Genomic DNA, 17,291 nt, shown 5'->3' with positions numbered 1-17,291 from the left:
GCGAGAGAACGCGCCGGCCCCCACACCGCACACGCATCCTCCCTACTGCCGGATCGCCCAGCCCCGCTCCCGGAGCGCCGCCGTCAACACCGGCGCCGCCTTCGGCTCCACCAGCAACTGCACCAGACCGGCCTGCCGCCCGGTGGCGTGCTCGATACGCACGTCCTCGATGTTGACCCCGGCCATGCCCGCGTCCGCGAAGATACGGGCGAGCTGGCCCGGCTGGTCGTCGATGAGGACGGCCACGGTCTCGTAGACCCGCGGCGCGGACCCGTGCTTGCCGGGCACACGGACCTGCCCGGCGTTGCCTCGCCGCAGGACGTCCTCGATGCCGCTGACCCCTTCCCGGCGCTTGGCCTCGTCGGAGGCCTGCAGTGCGCGCAGGGCCCGGACGGTCTCGTCGAGGTCGGCGGAGACGTCGGCGAGCAGGTCCGCGACCGGCCCGGGGTTGGCGGAGAGGATGTCGATCCACATGCGGGGGTCGGAGGCCGCGATCCGGGTCACGTCCCGGATGCCCTGCCCGCACAGCCGTACGGCCGCCTCCTCGGCGTGCTCCAGACGCGCGGCGACCAGGCTGGACACCAGGTGCGGCATGTGCGAGACCAGTGCGACGGCCCGGTCGTGGGCGTCCGCGTCCATGACCACCGGCACGGCCCGGCAGTGCGAGACCAGCTCCAGCGCGAGGTTCAGGACCTCGGTGTCGGTGTCACGGGTCGGCGTGAGCACCCAGGGACGGCCCTCGAAGAGGTCGCCGGTGGCGGCCAGGGGCCCTGACTTCTCCCGGCCCGACATGGGATGCGTACCGATGTAGGAGGAGAGGTCGAGCCCCAGCGCCTCCAGCTCGCGGCGGGGGCCGCCCTTGACGGAGGCCACGTCGAGGTAGCCGCGCCCCAGGCCCCGGCGCATGGCGTCGGCGAGGGTCGCGGCCACGTGCGCGGGCGGGGCGGCGACGATGACGAGGTCCACCGGGCCCTCGGGCGCCTCCTCCGTGCCCGCGCCGAGCGCGGCCGCCGTACGGGCCTGCTCGGGATCGTGGTCGCTCAGGTGGACGGTGACACCGCGCTGGGCGAGGGCGAGGGCTGCTGATGTGCCGATCAGCCCGGTGCCGATGACGAGGGCGGTCCTCACTGGGCGATGTCCTTGCGGAGTGCGGCCGCGGCACCGAGGTAGACGTGCGCGATCTCGGAACGGGGCCGGTCGGACTCGATGTGCGCGAGGATCCGTACGACCCGGGGCATGGCGCCCTCGATGTCCAGCTCCTGCGCGCAGATCAGCGGTACGTCGACGATGCCGAGCTTGCGGGCCGCGGCGGCGGGGAAGTCGCTGTGCAGGTCGGGGGTGGCCGTGAACCAGACGCTGATCAGGTCGTCCTGGGTGAGGGCGTTGCGCTCCAGGACAGCGGTCAGCAGCTCGCCGACCCGCTCGTCCATGTGCCCCGCCTCGTCCCGCTCGAGCTGGACGGCGCCCCGGACCGCTCGTACCGCCACGGCTGTGCTCCTCGCTGGTGTACATCCCGACTCTGTACAACCAGCCTAGTCAGCCCGTCCCGAGCCGGCGCGCCGCGCCCGCCTGCCGAGACGCCCGGAATCCTGCGGCACCGGTGGCGGTGGACTGTCTCCGACACCCTCGGCTCCCAGGCGTACGGATTGAACGTTTTGTGGCATTCCATCCCGGGTTGTTTCTTCTTCGGTGCTTTCGGTGCGAAGATGCTGCTGCTCCGCTCGGAGCGACTCCCCGGCCGGCTACGGAGCGTCGACGGTCTCCTCTTCACCGCTCTCACGATCGCCCGGCCGGCCTCCGCCCTCTGACTTTTCCGTACGTTCGGAGTGACGACATGACGATGGGTTCGACGCGGCGCACGGTTCTGGCGACGGGCGCCGCGGGCACGGCGGCGCTGCTCGTGGGGTGCGGCGGGTCCGGCGACGACGACGGCAGCGACCGCGTGGAGGAGGCCTCGCCCGGGGACGCCGGCACGGGTGGGGGCGAGGAGCTGGCGAAGACGGCGGACATCCCGGTGGGAGGCGGCAGGATCTTCAAGGATCGGAAGGTGGTCGTGACCCAGCCCCAGGAGGGCGACTTCAAGGCGTTCTCGGCGGTCTGCACCCACCAGGGCTGCATCGTCAGCAGCGTCTCGGACGAGACGATCGACTGCGCCTGTCACGGCAGCAAGTTCAAGATCACTGACGGCGCGGTGGTGCGGGGCCCGGCCACCGAGCCGCTGCCCGCCGAACGGATCGAGGTCGCGGGAAATTCGATTCAGCTGGCCTGAGCCACCCCGTACGCTCCGGTCATGCAGCCCCCGCATCCGCACGCCCTGGTCCGCGACCACACCGTCTACGCCTGTGTGATGGGGTCGCGGGCCTTCGGTCTCGCGACGGACGACAGCGACACCGACCGGCGGGGCGTCTTCCTGGCCCCCACCGAGCTGTTCTGGCGGTTCGAGAAGCCGCCGACGCATGTGGAGGGGCCCGCGGAGGAGCAGTTCAGTTGGGAGCTGGAGCGCTTCTGCAGTCTGGCGCTGCGCGCCAACCCGAACATCCTGGAGTGCCTGCACTCCCCCCTGGTGGAGCATGCCGACGCCACGGGCCGTGAACTGCTCAGCCTGCGCGGGGCGTTCCTCTCCCGGCAGACCCATGAGACGTTCGCCCGCTACGCCCTCGGCCAGCGCAAGAAGCTCGACGCGGACGTCCGCACGCACGGCGCCCCGCGCTGGAAGCACGCCATGCATCTGCTCCGCCTCCTGATGAGCTGCCGGGACCTGCTGCGCACGGGCACGCTCACCGTCGACGTGGGCGATCGACGCGAGCCCCTGCTGGAGGTGAAGCGCGGCGAGGTCCCGTGGGACCGGGTCGAGTCGTGGATGGCCCGGCTGGCGGCGGAGGCCGAGGAGGCGGCGGCCCGCAGTCCGCTGCCGGCGGAGCCGGACCGGGCCCGGGTCGAGGACTTCGTCGTCCGGACCCGGCGCGCGTCAGCCCTCCCGGCCGCCGGACAGGCGGACCCGGACGACGAAGTCGTGCAGGGCGTCGTACGCGGACGGGCTCTCCGGCAGCGTTGAGAGGGCCTGCTCCTCGTCGAGCACCCGGTGCAGCCGCTCCACGTCCTCCGCGACGCGCTGCTGGTCGACGTCGGCCTTGCCGTGCTCCTGGTCCGCCTTGGCCGAGACGAGGTCCGGCAGATACGCGGGGGCCTCGGCGATCTGCTGCTGCAGGCTGGGCAGATGGGCCAGCACCTCGCCGCTGCGCATGAGGTGGATTCCGGTGAGCAGCACCCGGAACGTGTAGAGCAGCGGCTTGAGTTCACCGGTCTTCTCGAAGAGCCGCCACTGGGTGACGGCGAACCCTCGGTAGTGGTGGGCGTGGTGCCGGGTGAGCACCCCCGGGGCGAGCGCGACCAGCTCGCGGTGTGCGTCGCCGGTGCGCACGACGAGCGGGGAGAGCAACTGCTCCAGCACATAGCCGTTGCGGCGCAGCATCAGCCGTACGAACTTGCGCAGGTCGTGCGTGACGAGGTCCATCTCGACGCCGTCCCGGTCCCACATCCTCGACCGGGTCTCCTCCGGCTCGCGCAGCCCGACCAGTTCGTCCGTGGGCAGCAGGTGCACACCGCGTAGATCGACGTCAGAGTCGCGTGAGGGGAAGCCGTAGAGGTGGGCTCCGGAGACGGTGGCGAACAGCAGGGGGTCGGGCTGTTCGGCCTCCCCCAAGCTCTCAACCAGGTTCGAGCAGGGGGTACCCCCATCCGGGGCCAGGTCGATGTCGAGGGCGTCGGTCATCCCTCAAGCGTCCCAGAGGGCCCCCAGCGACACGAGGTCGCCCTGGTACTCGATCCGGTCGGCCCACTCGGTGGGCCAGGCGTCCGGCCCGTGGTAGGCGCCCGCGAAGGCACCGGTGAGGCAGGCGATGGAGTCCGAGTCGCCCGAGGTGCAGGCGGCACGGCGCAGCGCGGTGACGGGCTCGTCGACGAAGAGCAGGAAGCAGAGCAGCCCGGTCGCGAGGGCCTCCTCCGCGATCCAGCCCTCCCCGGTGGCCAGACAGGGGTCCGTCTCGGGCGAGGGGAGCCGCAGGGCCCGCTGCACGCGGTCCAGGGCCTCCAGGCACTCGTCCCAGCCCCGGGCGATGTAGTGCTCGGGGGAGGGGTCCTGGCCGTAGGTCCACAGGTCGCCGAGCCAGCGCGCGTGGTAGCGGGCGCGGTTCTCGTACGCGTACGACCGCAGCAGGCCGATCAGCCCCATCGGTTCGGCGCCCTGGGCGAGCAGCCGTATCGCGTGGGCGGTGAGGTCGGAGGCGGCGAGCGCGGTGGGGTGGCCGTGGGTGAGGGCGGCCTGCAACTGGGCCGCGCCCGCGCGCTGTTCGTCGCTGAGCGGGCCGATCAGACCGAGGGGTGCGACCCGCATGTTGGCGCCGCAGCCCTTGGAATGGATCTGGCTGGCGAACTGCCAGGGGTGACGTTCGACGGCCAGGAGGTCACAGGCGACCAGACAGGTGCGGCCGGGGGCGCGGTTGTTCTCCGGGGAGCGGGACCAGTCCACGAACTCCTTGCGGACGGCCCGCTCCAGAGCCTCGGGCGCGAGCACCCCGCGGTCCATGGCCGCGCGCAGCCCGTGGCCCAGCGCCAGCGTCATCTGGGTGTCGTCGGTGACGATCGCGGGTTTCGGCAGCGTCATCTTCCGCCAGGGACCGCACTTGGCAAGGATCGACGGGACATCGTTGAACTCGGTCGGGAAGCCTAGGGCGTCGCCGAGGGCGAGTCCGATCAGGGAGCCGGTGGCGGAGCGCTTCGTACGCAGCGTCATGGTCATCAGGGCCGTCCTTCCGTGGTGGGCCGGAAAATGGGCGGGTGCAGGGCGGTGGCCCCACCCGCGCGGTACAGCGCGGCGGGCTTGCCGCGACCGCCGGTCAGGCGGGCGGCGCCGGGCACCTGTTCGACGAAGCCCGGCGTGGCCAGCACCTTGCGCCGGAAGTTGGGCCGGTCGAGCGGAGTGCCCCACACGGTCTCGTAGACCTGCTGCAGCTCGCCGAGCGTGAACTCGGGCGGGCAGAAGGAGGTGGCGAGACAGGTGTACTCGAGCTTTGCGCCGACGCGTTCGTGGGCGTCGGCGAGGATGCGGTCGTGGTCGAAGGCGAGCGGACCGATGGCGTTGTACCGCAGCCACTGGGCCTGGGCCGCGTCGCCGCCGCCGTGCGGGACGGGCGCGTCCGGGAACAGCGCGGCGAACGCCACGGTGACGACCCGCATCCGCGGGTCCCTCCCCGGCTCGCTATAGGTCCGCAACTGCTCCAGATGGAGTCCGGAGACATCCATGACGCCGGTCTCCTCCGCGAGTTCACGCCAGGCCGCCTCCTCGGCCGACTCGTTCGGCAGCACGAACCCGCCGGGCAGTGCCCAACGCCCCGCGTACGGCTCCTGCCCCCGCTCGACGAGCAGCACCTGGAGGGTGCCGGCGCGGACGGTGAAGACGGCCAGGTCGACGGTGACGGCGAAGGGTTCGTAGGCGTACTTGTCATAGCCCTCGGGTGAGGTCATGGCCCCGACCTCCTTAATGGTCACCGCGACTAATAGTCATACCGACTATAAAAGCGGGTGCGCCGGGGCACAACCCTTCTACGAGGAAAGGAACGCCAAGAACGTCGCCAAGAACGTCGCCGGCAATGGCAAAGGGCCGGTCCCCGATGGCACACCGGGACCGGCCCCTCCGCTCGAACGCGGCGGAAACCCTAGAGGTCGACCTCCTGCATCAGCATGCCGACCTCGGTGTTCGACAGGCGGCGCAGCCAGCCCGACTTCTGGTCGCCGAGGGTGATGGGCCCGAAGGCGGTGCGGACGAGCTTGTCGACGGGGAACCCCGCCTCGGCCAGCATCCGGCGCACGATGTGCTTGCGTCCCTCGTGGAGGGTCACCTCGACCAGGTAGTTCTTGCCGGTCTGCTGCACCACCCGGAAGTGGTCCGCCCGCGCGTACCCGTCCTCCAGCTGGATGCCGTCCTTGAGCTGCTTGCCCAGGTCGCGCGGGATCGGGCCCACGATGTGCGCCACGTACGTCTTCTTGACGCCGTACTTGGGGTGGGTCAGCCGGTGCGCGAGTTCGCCGTGGTTGGTGAGGAGGATGACACCCTCGGTCTCGGTGTCGAGCCGCCCCACGTGGAACAGCCGGGTCTCGCGGTTGGTGACGTAGTCGCCGAGGCACTGCCGGCCCTCGGGGTCCTCCATGGTCGCCACGACACCGGCGGGCTTGTTCAGCGCGAAGAACTGGTACGACTGCGTGGCGACGGTCAGACCGTCGACCTTGACCTCGTCCTTCTCCGGGTCGACACGCTTGCCCTGCTCCAGGACGATCTCGCCGTTGACCTCGACGCGCGCCTGTTCGATCAGCTCCTCGCAGGCCCGCCGGGAGCCGTAGCCGGCACGCGCGAGGACCTTCTGCAGCCGCTCGCCCTCCTGCTCGGCGCCCGGGAAGGTCTTGGGCAGCTTGACGTCCTTCTTGCCCGCGTACCGCTCCCGGTTGCGCTCCTCGGCCCGCGCGTCGTACTCGCGCGAGGTCGCCGGAGCCGACCGGCCGCGCCCGCGCGGCTGCTGCTGGGACTGCTTGGGGCCGCCCTTGGCACCGCCGCGCGCCGAGGCGCCGCGCCCGGACTTGGGGCCGTCCTGGGTGGCTCCGGGGCCCACGTCGTAGCGGCGCTCCTCGGGGCGGGGCTTGCGGGGGCGGCCCTGACCCTGGCCCTGCCCCTGCTTCTGGTCCCTGTTGTTGCCGGCACCGCGGTAGTTACCGCGTCCGCCACCACTCTTGCCGCTGCCGCTACCGCTGCTTCGCATCAAAGTTCCGTCGTCGTCGTGTCAGTCGTCGTGTCCGTCATGCGCCGACGTGGGACCGTCGTCCGCGTCCGGAGCATCCGGATCGAACGAGGGTACGGCTTCCTGGGTCTCGGCCTCGATCGCCTCCGCCTCCGGGAGGAAGGGCGCGAGTTCCGGGAGCTCGTCCAGGCCGCGCAGGCCCATCCGCTCCAGGAAGTAGTTCGTCGTCCTGTACAGGATCGCACCTGTTTCGGGTTCCGCGCCCGCCTCCTCGACCAGACCCCGCTGGAGGAGGGTGCGCATGACCCCGTCGCAGTTGACTCCTCGTACGGCCGAGACGCGGCTACGGCTCACCGGTTGCCGGTACGCGACCACCGCGAGTGTCTCCAACGCGGCCTGGGTCAGCCGGGCCTGCTGCCCGTCGAGCACGAAGCGCTCCACGGCTGCGGCATAGGCGGGCCGCGTGTAGAACCGCCACCCCCCGGCGATCAGCCGCAGCTCGAATCCGCGCCCCTGCACGGCGTACTCGTCGGCCAGTTCCCTCAGCGCCTTGGCGATCTGCCGCTTCGGCCGCTCCAGGATCTTGCTCAGATGCTCCTCCGTCGCTGGCTCGTCGACGACCATGAGGACCGCCTCCAGGGCGGGCTTGAGATCGAGGTCGGCGACGGTACGCGGCCCCGCGGGCACCTCGGTGGTCTCGTTGCTCACGCCTTCTTCTCCTCCTCCGGCGGCTCCGGCGGCCGGTCGAACTCGTCCGTGACCACGGGCTCCGCGTCCCCGTCCCCGCCGGTCCACCGCACGAGCAGTTCCCCGAGCGCGGTCTCCTGGTCCAGGGCCACGGCCTTCTCCCGGTAGAGCTCCAGCAACGCGAGGAAACGGGCGACGACGGTGAGGGTGTCGTCGGTGTCCTCGACGAGCACCCGGAAGGAGGCCTCCCCCAACTCCCTCAGCCGGGCCACCACGATCCCCGCCTGCTCCTGCACGCTCACCAGCGGCGCGTGGATGTGGTCGACGTACACCTGGGGCTTGGGCTTCGGCTGCATCGCCTTCACCGCCAGCCTGGCGAACCCCTCCGCCCCGATGCTGATGACCACCTCGGGCAACAGCTCCGCGTGCTGCGGCTCCAGCCCCACGGTACGGGGGTAGCGCCGCCCCTCCTCGTCCAGCCGCCGGTTGAAGATCTCCGCGATCTGTTTGTACGCGCGGTACTGCAACAGCCGGGCGAAGAGCAGATCCCGGGCCTCCAGAAGCGCGAGATCCGCCTCGTCCTCGACCTCGGCGGCGGGCAACAGCCGCGCGGCCTTCAGATCCAGCAGTGTGGCGGCGACGACGAGGAACTCGGTGGTCTCGTCCAGGTCCCAGTCCGGCCCCATGGCCCGGATGTGCGCCATGAACTCGTCGGTCACCTTGGAGAGGGCGACCTCGGTGACGTCGAGCTTGTGCTTGGAGATGAGCTGAAGCAGCAGATCGAAGGGCCCCTCGAAGTTGGCGAGCCGAACCTTGAAGACCCCGTCACCGGCATCCGCGACGTCACCGCCCGAGCCCCCGCCTCCGGCGTCGCCTCCAGCTCCCGCTCCGGCTGCCGCTCCGGCTGCCGCTCCAGCTGCCGCTCCGGCGGGGGCTACCGCGGGGGCTACCGCAGGCGGCGCCTCGTTATCGCGGTCGGCGCTGTGGACAGGAGACTCCCTCTCGCCCTCCGCCTCGCCCTCGATCGGCTCCACCGGCGAAGCCGCCGGCCCCCTCCCCAACGCACGCCGACGACCGGTGGAACCACCGGAAGCCGCGCCAGAGGAGTCGTACGAGGTCATAGCCCCCGCAGGCTACCGCTACCGCCCGCGCAGCCGTCGTACGAGGATGCTCGCGTCCCCCCGGGCCTCCAGATCCGCCAGCACCACGGCGACGGCTTCCCGCACGATGCGCCCGCGGTCGACGGCCAGACCGTGCTCCCCGCGCAGCACCAGCCGCGCGTGTTCGAGATCCATCAGCTCCTCGGCGGAGACATACACGGTGATCTTCTCGTCGTGCCGCTCCCGCCCACTGGGCCGACGCCCGGAGGCCCGCCCCCGCTTGCGCGGAGCGGCGGCGGAAGCGGCGGCCGCGGAGGCAGAACCTTCCTGCGGCTTCGGCTGCCGCCCGGCGGCGGCGGCCCGTTCGGCCCCCGCCGCGGCGGAGCGGCTGCGCGGCTGCTCACCGTCGGACTCCGCGTCCGCGGCCACATGCTCGGACCCCTCGCCGTCACCGCCCCGCACCGGCACGGACGGCGGCGCGTCGTCCGCGCCTACCGCCCCGTCGCTGTCACCGGCGGGAGCGGGCACCCGGGCTTCTCCGTTGGCCCCCCGCCGGGGAGTGGACGGCTGCAGCGCCATTCCCCCTGTCGTACGGAAGAGTTCGTCGGCCCCCGGCAGACTCACTCGGCGTGACACCGGGCGAGCACCTCCCTGGCGAGCTGACGGTAGGCGGCGGCACCGACGGAGTTGGAGGCGTACGTGGTGATCGGCTCACCGGCGACCGTGGTCTCCGGGAAGCGGACCGTGCGCCCGATGACCGTGTGGTAGACGTGGTCGTCGAAGGCCTCGACGACCCGCGCGAGCACCTCTCTGCTGTGCACGGTGCGCGAGTCGTACATCGTGGCGAGGATGCCGTCGAGCTCCAGCTCGGGGTTGAGCCGCTCCTGGACCTTCTCGATGGTCTCCGTCAGCAGCGCGACACCGCGCAGGGCGAAGAACTCGCACTCCAGCGGCACTATCACCTTGTGCGCGGCCGTCAGGGCGTTCACGGTGAGCAGACCGAGCGAGGGCTGGCAGTCGATCACGATGTAGTCGTAGTCGGCCATGAGCGGCTTCAGGGCGCGCTGGAGCGTGGACTCGCGCGCGACCTCGGAGACGAGCTGGACCTCGGCCGCCGACAGGTCGATGTTGCTCGGCAGCAGGTCCATGTTGGGGACCGCGGTCTTCAGCAGGACCTCGTCGGCCGACATGCCCCGCTCCATGAGCAGGTTGTAGACCGTGAGGTCGAGCTCCATGGGGTTCACACCGAGGCCGACCGAGAGGGCGCCCTGCGGGTCGAAGTCGACGAGCAGGACCCGGCGCCCGTACTCCGCGAGCGCGGCACCCAGGTTGATGGTCGACGTCGTCTTGCCGACGCCGCCCTTCTGGTTGCACATGGCGATGATCTTCGCGGGCCCGTGGTCGGTCAGCGGGCCCGGGATCGGGAAGTACGGCAGCGGGCGACCGGTGGGACCGATGCGCTCGCGGCGCTGACGGGCCGCGTCGGGCGCGAGCGTGGCCGCGTACTCCGGATCGGGCTCGTACTCGGCGTCGGGGTCGTAGAAGTGCCCGTCGGGCAGCTCGTCGTAGTCGGCGAAGTGGTTGTGGACCCCGCCACTTCCCTCGCCGGCCATGGCGTTCACGTGTTGGCCATCCATGCTCTGGTGTGCTGGCTGAGTCAGCCCGGCTGGTTGCTGACTCTGGTGGGCTGCGAAGGTGCGGACAGCGACGGAGCCGACAGCCGCGAACCCCGTGGGACCCGAGACCGGCGCAGGCATTCCTGGTTGACCACCCCCGGGAGTAAATGTCGACTCATTCACAAGTCGTCTTACCTCCTTGGTGACCAGGAAACTTCTAGACAGGTCAGCGTGGCACCATGCCGACGGTTGGCGACTCTATGGCGTGTCGGCGGTCCGCAGCAACACAATCCGCCGGACCCGGCCCGATGTGTCGGCAATGAAACATGCGGCTGTCAAGGGCGTAGGGCCGTCGCACGGCAGGTTTCACCGGTGCGCGAAACATCCGAACGGTTACGTTCGAGGCGAGTTGCGCGAGTGTCGCAAAGTGACCATACACACATCCGGCCGGACCTTGTCGGGCAAGATCCGGCCGGGAAGGTGCTGTTGACGACCTGTGTTGACGTATCGCCTTTTACCGAAAGGTGACTTGAAGCAGCCGCCCGGCGGCCGGTCACCGACTGCCCCGAAGGCGGGTCAGCCGAGCAGCGACGCCAACTCGACGTGCTCCAGGCCGTGGGCCTCGGCGACCTCGCGGTAAACGACCTTGCCGTCATGCGTGTTGAGACCCCTGGCCAGCGCGGGGTCGCGGCGCAGCGCCTCGGCCCAGCCGTGGTCGGCGAGTTCGACGATGTACGGCAGCGTGGCGTTGGTCAGGGCGTAGGTGGAGGTGTTGGGCACCGCGCCGGGCATGTTGGCGACGCAGTAGAAGACCGAGCCGTGGACCGGGAAGGCCGGCTCGGCGTGCGTGGTGGGCCGCGAGTCCTCGAAGCAGCCGCCCTGGTCGATCGCGATGTCGACAAGGACACTTCCCGGCTTCATCCGCGACACCAGCTCGTTGGTGACCAGCTTCGGGGCCTTGGCGCCCGGGACGAGGACGGCACCGATCACGAGGTCGGCCTCCAGGCACGCCTTCTCCAGCTCGAAGGCGTTGGAGACGACGGTCTGGATCTTCGTGCCGAAGACCTTGTCGGCTTCCTTGAGCTTGTTGATGTCCTTGTCGAGCAGGGTCACGTGGAAGCCCATGCCGACGGCGATCTGCGCGGCGTTCCAGCCCGAGACACCGCCACCGATGACGACGGCCCGGCCGGCCGGCACGCCCGGGACTCCGCCCGGCAGCACGCCACGACCGCCGTTGGCCCGCATCAGGTGGTACGCGCCTACCTGCGGGGCCAGCCGGCCCGCGACCTCGGACATCGGGGCGAGCAGCGGCAGCGCGCGGCTGGGCAGTTCGACGGTCTCGTACGCGATCGCGGTCGTGCCCGACTCCACGAGGGCGTCCGTGCACTCCTTGGAGGCGGCCAGATGCAGATAGGTGAAGAGCGTCTGGTCCTTGCGGAGACGGTGGTACTCCTCGGCGATGGGCTCCTTGACCTTGAGCAGCAGGTCGGCGGAGGCCCACACCTCGTCGGCGGTCGCGAGGATCTCCGCGCCGGCGGCGACGTACTCGGCGTCCGGGATCGACGAGCCGACACCGGCGCCCTGTTCGATGACGACCTGGTGGCCGTGGCGCACCAGCTCGTGCACGCCGGCGGGGGTGATGGCCACCCGGAACTCGTTGTTCTTGACCTCGCGGGGGATGCCGACCTTCACGTCGATCACGGTCCTTGGCTCGGAGGGGTGTGGAGGCTCGCGGGCACGGGGGAACAAGCCCGCTCGATGCAGGACATACCCGTACGCACCAGAGCGCACCGGGAGACACCGCAGGAGAACCGACGGCGTAGCCAGTCTAATGAAGGTGTCCCCGCTGTCTAGCCTTTCAATGCATCAATCTTTTGCGGATGCGCTACGGATTTCGCAGGTGTCGAGCTCGTGTTCCGGCTCGATCTCGCTGGTTTCGAGGTCCGTGGCCCCGTCGCTGAGCAGTCGCCCGGCCGCCGACCGGTGCAGACGCGCCGCCGCCGGGTCACCGAGCCGCTCCAGGGTGTCGGCGAGCCGGAGCTGGAGCGCCGCCTGCAGGCGGGGGTCGTCGGCACGCCTCGCCCACTCCGTCGCCTCGTGGCAGGTCCGCAGCGCCTCCTCGGGCCGGCCCGCGTACTCCTGGACGCGTGCGATCTCGCTCAACGCTCCTGCCTGGCCCGCCACATCGCCGAGCCTGCGGTGACCGGTGAGCGCCGACCTCCAGTTGCGCAGCGCCTCTCCGTAGCGGCCCGCGCGGGTGTGGGCGGTGGCGATACGGCCGTACAGCCGGGCAGCGTCCTCGCGCTCGTCGCGGGCCAGCCGCTGGGCGAGCGCCCTGCCGTACCAGTCGGCGGCCCGCTCGTAGTCCTCCAGCTCCTGGTGGGCGCCGCCGATGGATTCCATCGCCCGGCCGGTCGCGTACGAGTCGTTCGCCCGCCGTCCGGCGTCGAGCGCGGCCCGGTAGCGGGCCAGCGCGGCCTGCGTACGGCCGGTCCGGGCATCCAGATCGCCGAGGTTCAGCAGTGCCGCCGCCTCCTCCCGGGGCAGGTCGCGACGCTCGGCGACATCGAGCACCAGCCCGTGGAGGTCGTACAGGTCGGGTGCCGCGGCCCGGGTGCCGAAGTGCGCCACCATGGCGCGGACCATCTGGGACATCAGCCGTCGGGCGAGCGTGTCCAGCTCCCCGTCGGCGACCGCGAGCCGGGCGGCGGCCAGCAGGGCGGGCCGGCGCGTGCGCAGCCACTCCTCGGCGGCCCGGGGGCTCGGGAACCGCAGCGCCTTCGGCATCGCGAGGAGCTTCTCGCGGGCCAGGGGGCTGTCGGTCTCGGTGATGGCCCGGCACGACTGCAGCAGGCGTACCGTCCGCTCCAACATGCGCGCCCGCGCCAACTGCAGCTCGCCGGGCCGCTCCTGGCTCTCGGCGAGGGACCACAGCAGCGGCTGGAGGCAGCCGGGGACCTCGTACTGCGGCAGCGCCGGATCGACGGGGTGCAGGAACCCCAGGTCCACGAAGTCGTCCAGTGTGGTGCGGGCCGCGCCGACCGAGCAGCCGGCGAGCCCGGAGGCGATGTGCGGGTCGACCAGGCCGGCCGGGGCGAGGGCGAGGAGACGCAGTATCCGGGCGGCGGTGGTCGGCAGCGAGGCGTACGACAGCTTGAGGATCTTGGCGAGCGGGGGGCTGTCGTCGCCCTCGGCGCGCAGCTGTTTGGCCAGGTCGGAGAGTGCGGCGGCGGGCCGGGCGGCCAGCCAGCCCCCGGCGAGCCGCAGCGCGGCCGGCTGGGCCCCGCACGCCTCGGCGAGACCTTCGGCCGAGCGCGGGTCCACGGTGACGCGCACCGAGCCGGTGAAGCGTTCCAGCAGCGCCACGGCGGACTTGGTGTCCAGCCCGCCCAGGGTGCACGGGCGGACGTCGGAGATACCCGTCAACGGGCCCTGGGAGACCGCCACGACCAGGGAGTCGGGGGTGTCCGGCAGCAGCGCGTCGACCTGCTCCGCATCGGCCGCGTCGTCCAGCAGGAGCACCACCCGGCGATCCGCCAGCGCCTCGCGCAGCGCCTGGCTGAGGTCGTCCTCGTCCGCACCGGCCGGCGCCGGTACGTCCAGCTGCCCGAGCAACTCCCGCGCCGCCCGTTCGACGGGCACCCGGGTGCCGTCGGGCTCGGTGAGCCGGGCCCGCAGCACACCATCGGGGTAACCATCGGTAACCCGGCGTACGAGTTCTTCGGCCAGCGCGGTACGGCCGAGGCCGGGCCGGCCGGCGATCAGCAGCACGCGCGCGTGGGGCGCCTTGCGACCCGCGAGCGTGTTGAGACCGGCCCGGTCGATGTCGGCCCGCAGTTCCTTCAACTCTCGCGTACGACCGAGGAACTGACTGTCCGTGGGGGCGGCCTCGAGCGCCGGGGGACGCCCTGTTCCGGACACCCGGACACCCCCGGTGTCCACCGCCTGATCCGCCACGGGCCACACTCCCGTCCCACCGCACGAGCAAGCCCGCCGGGACTCCGGTTCGGGCGTTTCCCGAGCCTAGTTCACGCTCTGCGACGATCTGGGCGGAGCAGGGCGGCTGGATCGCTCGATCGGATCAGCAGATCGTACGACCGGTGCGATCAGGGCGAGGTGAGGGAGAGCCGCGCCCAGGTTCTCCAGGGCGCGACCTCGACGCCGCTAGAGCTCGAACGGCCGCGCGGGCCAAGGGGCCTCAGCCGGGCGCAGCGCCTCCATCCCGCCCCCGCTCCGCGCCGCCACCAACGCAAGCACCCCCACCACCAGGCAGTTGTTGTGCAGCTCCCCGGCGAGAACCCCCCGCACCAGCTCGCCCACAGGCACCCGGGCCAACTCCATGTCGGCCTCCTCGTCCTCCACCTCGAACCGCTGCCCCTCGGCCTCGGAGAGATCCCGGGCCAGGAAGATCCGCACGGCCTCGTCGCAGCCGCCGGGCGTGGTGTAGACGTCGGTCAGCACCCGCCAGTCCTCCGCCTTGACGTGCGCCTCCTCGTACAGCTCGCGCTGGGCCGCGTGCAGCGGGTTCTCCCCCGGCACGTCGAGAAGCCCCGCCGGGATCTCCCACAGCTTCTCGCGGACGGGGTGGCGGTACTGCCGGATGACGAGGACCCGGTCCTGGTCGTCGACGGCGAGGACGGCGACCGACCCGGGGTGGACCTGGTAGTCACGGCGGACGACCGACCCGTCGGGCATGACCACGTCGTCGGTGCGCACGGAGGTCTTCTTGCCGACGAACGGCGTCTCCGTCGCCCGGACCTCCCACTCCTCGGCGGTGTCCTTGATCGTCATCTCGACTCGTCCTCCCACACGTGCAACGAAGAAACCGGGGCACACGTCCCGAAAGACGCGCACCCCGGTCACCGTACAGCTCTCGTGCCGCCCGGTTTCACTTACCGGTCTTGCGCTCCACCGCGGCCTTGACCAGCCCCGCGAACAGCGGGTGCGGGCGGGTCGGACGGGAGCGCAGCTCGGGGTGCGCCTGGGTCGCGACCAGGTACGGGTGGACCTCGCGCGGGTACTCGACGTACTCGACGAGCTTGCCGTCGGGCGAGGTCCCGGTGAACTGCAGCCCGGCCTTCTTCTCCAGTTCCGCGCGGTAGGCGTTGTTCACCTCGTAGCGGTGGCGGTGGCGCTCCTCGACGTACTCCTTGCCGTCGTACACCTCGCGCACGATCGAGCCCTCGGCGAGCTTGGCCGGGTACATGCCCAGGCGCATCGTCCCGCCCATGTCGCCCTCGCCGGCGACGATGTCGAGCTGCTCGGCCATGGTGGAGATGACCGGGTGGGCGGTGGCGGAGTCGAACTCGGTGGAGTTGGCGTCCGGGATGTCGGCGAGGTTGCGCGCGGCCTCGATCACGATGCACTGCAGGCCCAGGCAGAGGCCGAGCAGCGGGATCCCGTTCTCGCGGGCGTACTGGATGGCGCCGACCTTGCCGGAGACGCCTCGGTCACCGAAGCCGCCGGGGATGCAGATGGCGTCGACGTCGGCGAGCTGGGCCGCGGCGCCGGACGGGGTCTTGCAGTCGTCCGAGGTGACCCACTTGATCTTCACTCGGGCCTTGTTGGCGAAGCCGCCCGCGCGCAGCGCCTCGGTGACCGAGAGGTAGGCGTCGGGCAGGTCGATGTACTTGCCGACGAGCGCCAGGTTGATCTCGTGGAGCGGGTTGTGGACGCGGTCGAGCAGGTCGTCCCAGGTCGTCCAGTCCACGTCGCGGAACGGCAGGTCCAGCTTGCGGACGACGTAGGCGTCCAGGCCCTCGCCGTGCACGGTCTTCGGGATGTCGTAGATCGAGCGGGCGTCGGGACACGCGACCACGGCGGCCTCGTCGACGTCGCACATCAGGGAGATCTTGCGCTTGATCGCGGAGGGAACTTCACGATCACAGCGCAGAACGATCGCATCTGGCTGGATACCGATGTTGCGCAGCGCCGCGACCGAGTGCTGCGTCGGCTTCGTCTTCAGCTCTCCCGACGGCCCGATGTACGGCAGGAGCGAGATGTGGACGACGAAGACGTTGTCACGACCGACCTCGTGACGCACCTGCCGGACGGTCTCCAGGAACGGCAGCGACTCGATGTCGCCGACGGTGCCGCCGACCTCGGTGATGACGACGTCCACCTCGTCGGAGGCCATGCGCCGGATGCGGTGCTTGATCTCGTTGGTGATGTGCGGGATGACCTGCACGGTGTCGCCCAGATACTCGCCGCGCCGCTCCTTGGCGATGACCGTGTTGTAGACCTGACCGGTGGTGACGTTCGCCGAACCGTCCAGGTCACGGTCGAGGAAGCGCTCGTAGTGGCCGATGTCCAGGTCGGTCTCGGCGCCGTCGTTGGTGACGAACACCTCACCGTGCTGGAAGGGGTTCATCGTGCCGGGGTCGACGTTCAGGTAGGGGTCGAGCTTCTGCATCACGACGCGCAGGCCACGGGCCTTGAGCAACATGCCGAGGCTGGAGGCGGTCAGACCCTTGCCGAGCGAGGAGGCGACACCCCCGGTGACGAAGATGTGCTTGGTCGTCGTGGTGCTGTTTCGGAAAGCAGCGGGCGGCATGGCCAAGAGGGGGCTCCCGTGGTCGCGGTTCGGTGTGCGGGTCGGCCGCCGCCCGAGCGGATCCGTCGGGGGTGCCTTCGCTGCGGTTCGGGGGTCCCTCTGTCGTCGGGGCGCCCACCGGTCCACGGGCTACCAGGGTATCAGCGACACGACACGATCGCTTCCGGCCACGCTCCGCGCACGGGCCGACACGGACCTCGTACGACAGTCGGGGGATCCCGGTCGGCCATCACCCTTGGCTCACCCGTTCGGCCCACTTACGTTGTCTGGAGCGGCACGCGGAGCCCTCCCGTGCGTCGTATCCTCTTCGGACACTCGCTGCCGAGTCCGACCGGCGAAACGGCACCACCCCCGTCCGTCTCCGGTTAATCACGAGAACTCGTCAGTCCGTTGAGCAACGACCGCCTCACATGCGTTGAGGATCGTTGAGCGACATCGCATGACACCGTCCCTTGGATCACTCTGGAATATGGATCCTCTGTCGATCCCATGGGTTCCTTGACCGCACACCGCACAGCGACCGCCCCTCGGGGGGCGACGTGGCCGT

General features: G+C 70.8%; 16 protein-coding genes and 1 pseudogene. 3 read left to right on the top strand and 14 right to left on the bottom strand.

What is annotated here, in order from left to right; translation table 11 throughout:
• Positions 1-42 precede the first annotated feature (42 nt).
• Both ACFY9I_RS14995 and aroH read right to left on the bottom strand, forming a co-directional pair.
• The gene (locus ACFY9I_RS14995; RefSeq protein WP_391001566.1) at positions 43-1,128 is read right to left on the bottom strand and encodes a prephenate dehydrogenase; all 1,086 of its coding nucleotides are present in this window, start codon (positions 1,126-1,128) and stop codon (positions 43-45) included.
• Positions 1,125-1,487 (bottom strand): chorismate mutase, encoded by a 363-nt coding sequence (gene aroH, locus ACFY9I_RS14990; protein WP_391001564.1) that lies wholly within the window; start codon positions 1,485-1,487, stop codon positions 1,125-1,127. Before aroH ends, ACFY9I_RS14995 begins: the two co-directional genes overlap by 4 nt.
• Before the next feature lie 104 nt (positions 1,488-1,591).
• On the opposite strand from aroH, the pseudogene ACFY9I_RS14985 reads away from it, so the two are divergent.
• The 3 genes and pseudogenes from ACFY9I_RS14985 to ACFY9I_RS14975 all read left to right on the top strand — a co-directional run.
• A pseudogene (locus ACFY9I_RS14985) lies at positions 1,592-1,808 on the top strand (DUF6529 family protein); the annotation flags it as partial.
• A 26-nt stretch (positions 1,809-1,834) separates the two neighbouring features.
• A complete protein-coding gene (locus ACFY9I_RS14980; protein WP_391001562.1) occupies positions 1,835-2,269 on the top strand; it encodes a Rieske 2Fe-2S domain-containing protein in 435 nt (144 codons plus the stop codon).
• A 21-nt stretch (positions 2,270-2,290) separates the two neighbouring features.
• Positions 2,291-3,055 carry a DNA polymerase beta superfamily protein gene (locus ACFY9I_RS14975; RefSeq protein ID WP_391001560.1) on the top strand — a complete coding sequence of 255 codons (765 nt, stop codon included), beginning with the start codon at positions 2,291-2,293 and terminating at the stop codon, positions 3,053-3,055.
• On the opposite strand, the gene ACFY9I_RS14970 is transcribed toward ACFY9I_RS14975, so the two are convergent.
• The 12 genes from ACFY9I_RS14970 to ACFY9I_RS14915 form a co-directional block, all read right to left on the bottom strand.
• Positions 2,969-3,772, bottom strand: coding sequence for a DNA polymerase beta superfamily protein (locus ACFY9I_RS14970; protein WP_391001558.1), 804 nt, complete (start codon positions 3,770-3,772; stop codon positions 2,969-2,971). The two genes, ACFY9I_RS14975 and ACFY9I_RS14970, sit on opposite strands and share 87 nt — an antisense overlap.
• Before the next feature lie 3 nt (positions 3,773-3,775).
• Positions 3,776-4,798: an ADP-ribosylglycohydrolase family protein gene (locus ACFY9I_RS14965; protein ID WP_391001556.1), complete on the bottom strand. Its 1,023-nt coding sequence runs from the start codon at positions 4,796-4,798 to the stop codon at positions 3,776-3,778.
• Positions 4,798-5,523 (bottom strand): NUDIX domain-containing protein, encoded by a 726-nt coding sequence (locus ACFY9I_RS14960; RefSeq protein ID WP_391001554.1) that lies wholly within the window; start codon positions 5,521-5,523, stop codon positions 4,798-4,800. The genes ACFY9I_RS14965 and ACFY9I_RS14960 overlap by 1 nt, the downstream gene beginning before the upstream one ends.
• 191 nt (positions 5,524-5,714) lie before the next feature.
• The gene (locus tag ACFY9I_RS14955) at positions 5,715-6,809 is read right to left on the bottom strand and encodes a pseudouridine synthase (RefSeq protein WP_391001552.1); all 1,095 of its coding nucleotides are present in this window, start codon (positions 6,807-6,809) and stop codon (positions 5,715-5,717) included.
• 21 nt (positions 6,810-6,830) lie between these two features.
• Positions 6,831-7,496 carry an SMC-Scp complex subunit ScpB gene (scpB, locus tag ACFY9I_RS14950; protein ID WP_391001550.1) on the bottom strand — a complete coding sequence of 222 codons (666 nt, stop codon included), beginning with the start codon at positions 7,494-7,496 and terminating at the stop codon, positions 6,831-6,833.
• On the bottom strand, positions 7,493-8,596 hold the full coding sequence (locus ACFY9I_RS14945) for a segregation/condensation protein A (RefSeq protein WP_391001548.1): 1,104 nt from the start codon (positions 8,594-8,596) through the stop codon (positions 7,493-7,495). Before ACFY9I_RS14945 ends, scpB begins: the two co-directional genes overlap by 4 nt.
• Before the next feature lie 18 nt (positions 8,597-8,614).
• Positions 8,615-9,211 (bottom strand): hypothetical protein, encoded by a 597-nt coding sequence (locus tag ACFY9I_RS14940; protein WP_391001546.1) that lies wholly within the window; start codon positions 9,209-9,211, stop codon positions 8,615-8,617.
• Positions 9,196-10,332 (bottom strand): AAA family ATPase, encoded by a 1,137-nt coding sequence (locus ACFY9I_RS14935; protein ID WP_391001544.1) that lies wholly within the window; start codon positions 10,330-10,332, stop codon positions 9,196-9,198. The genes ACFY9I_RS14940 and ACFY9I_RS14935 overlap by 16 nt, the downstream gene beginning before the upstream one ends.
• Positions 10,333-10,767: 435 nt before the next feature.
• Positions 10,768-11,892, bottom strand: coding sequence for an alanine dehydrogenase (gene ald / locus ACFY9I_RS14930; protein ID WP_391001541.1), 1,125 nt, complete (start codon positions 11,890-11,892; stop codon positions 10,768-10,770).
• A 165-nt stretch (positions 11,893-12,057) separates the two neighbouring features.
• Positions 12,058-14,148: a tetratricopeptide repeat protein gene (locus tag ACFY9I_RS14925; RefSeq protein ID WP_391001538.1), complete on the bottom strand. Its 2,091-nt coding sequence runs from the start codon at positions 14,146-14,148 to the stop codon at positions 12,058-12,060.
• A gap of 207 nt (positions 14,149-14,355) precedes the next feature.
• Positions 14,356-14,982 (bottom strand): NUDIX domain-containing protein, encoded by a 627-nt coding sequence (locus tag ACFY9I_RS14920; RefSeq protein WP_391001535.1) that lies wholly within the window; start codon positions 14,980-14,982, stop codon positions 14,356-14,358.
• Positions 14,983-15,079: 97 nt separating this feature from the next.
• Entirely contained in the window at positions 15,080-16,744 is a 1,665-nt protein-coding gene (locus tag ACFY9I_RS14915) for a CTP synthase (protein ID WP_391001533.1), read from the bottom strand.
• Positions 16,745-17,291: the final 547 nt, after the last annotated feature.

It is taken from the genome of Streptomyces sp. NPDC012510 (assembly GCF_042955065.1).
GTDB lineage: Bacteria > Actinomycetota > Actinomycetes > Streptomycetales > Streptomycetaceae > Streptomyces.
The sequence above is the reverse complement of the archived record's forward strand: the minus strand, read 5'-3'. Positions and strand labels throughout refer to the sequence as shown.

What these genes read in the sequence shown, in the direction of transcription:
- ACFY9I_RS14975 (WP_391001560.1), top strand. Translation starts at nt 2,291, where the DNA reads ATGCAGCCCCCGCATCCGCACGCCCTGGTCCGCGACCACACCGTCTAC.
- ACFY9I_RS14920 (WP_391001535.1), bottom strand. Translation starts at nt 14,982, where the DNA reads ATGACGATCAAGGACACCGCCGAGGAGTGGGAGGTCCGGGCGACGGAG.
- ACFY9I_RS14945 (WP_391001548.1), bottom strand. Translation starts at nt 8,596, where the DNA reads ATGACCTCGTACGACTCCTCTGGCGCGGCTTCCGGTGGTTCCACCGGT.
- ACFY9I_RS14960 (WP_391001554.1), bottom strand. Translation starts at nt 5,523, where the DNA reads ATGACCTCACCCGAGGGCTATGACAAGTACGCCTACGAACCCTTCGCC.
- ACFY9I_RS14965 (WP_391001556.1), bottom strand. Translation starts at nt 4,798, where the DNA reads ATGACCATGACGCTGCGTACGAAGCGCTCCGCCACCGGCTCCCTGATC.
- ACFY9I_RS14955 (WP_391001552.1), bottom strand. Translation starts at nt 6,809, where the DNA reads ATGCGAAGCAGCGGTAGCGGCAGCGGCAAGAGTGGTGGCGGACGCGGT.
- ACFY9I_RS14970 (WP_391001558.1), bottom strand. Translation starts at nt 3,772, where the DNA reads ATGACCGACGCCCTCGACATCGACCTGGCCCCGGATGGGGGTACCCCC.
- ACFY9I_RS14935 (WP_391001544.1), bottom strand. Translation starts at nt 10,332, where the DNA reads ATGCCTGCGCCGGTCTCGGGTCCCACGGGGTTCGCGGCTGTCGGCTCC.
- ACFY9I_RS14980 (WP_391001562.1), top strand. Translation starts at nt 1,835, where the DNA reads ATGACGATGGGTTCGACGCGGCGCACGGTTCTGGCGACGGGCGCCGCG.
- ACFY9I_RS14915 (WP_391001533.1), bottom strand. Translation starts at nt 16,744, where the DNA reads ATGCCGCCCGCTGCTTTCCGAAACAGCACCACGACGACCAAGCACATC.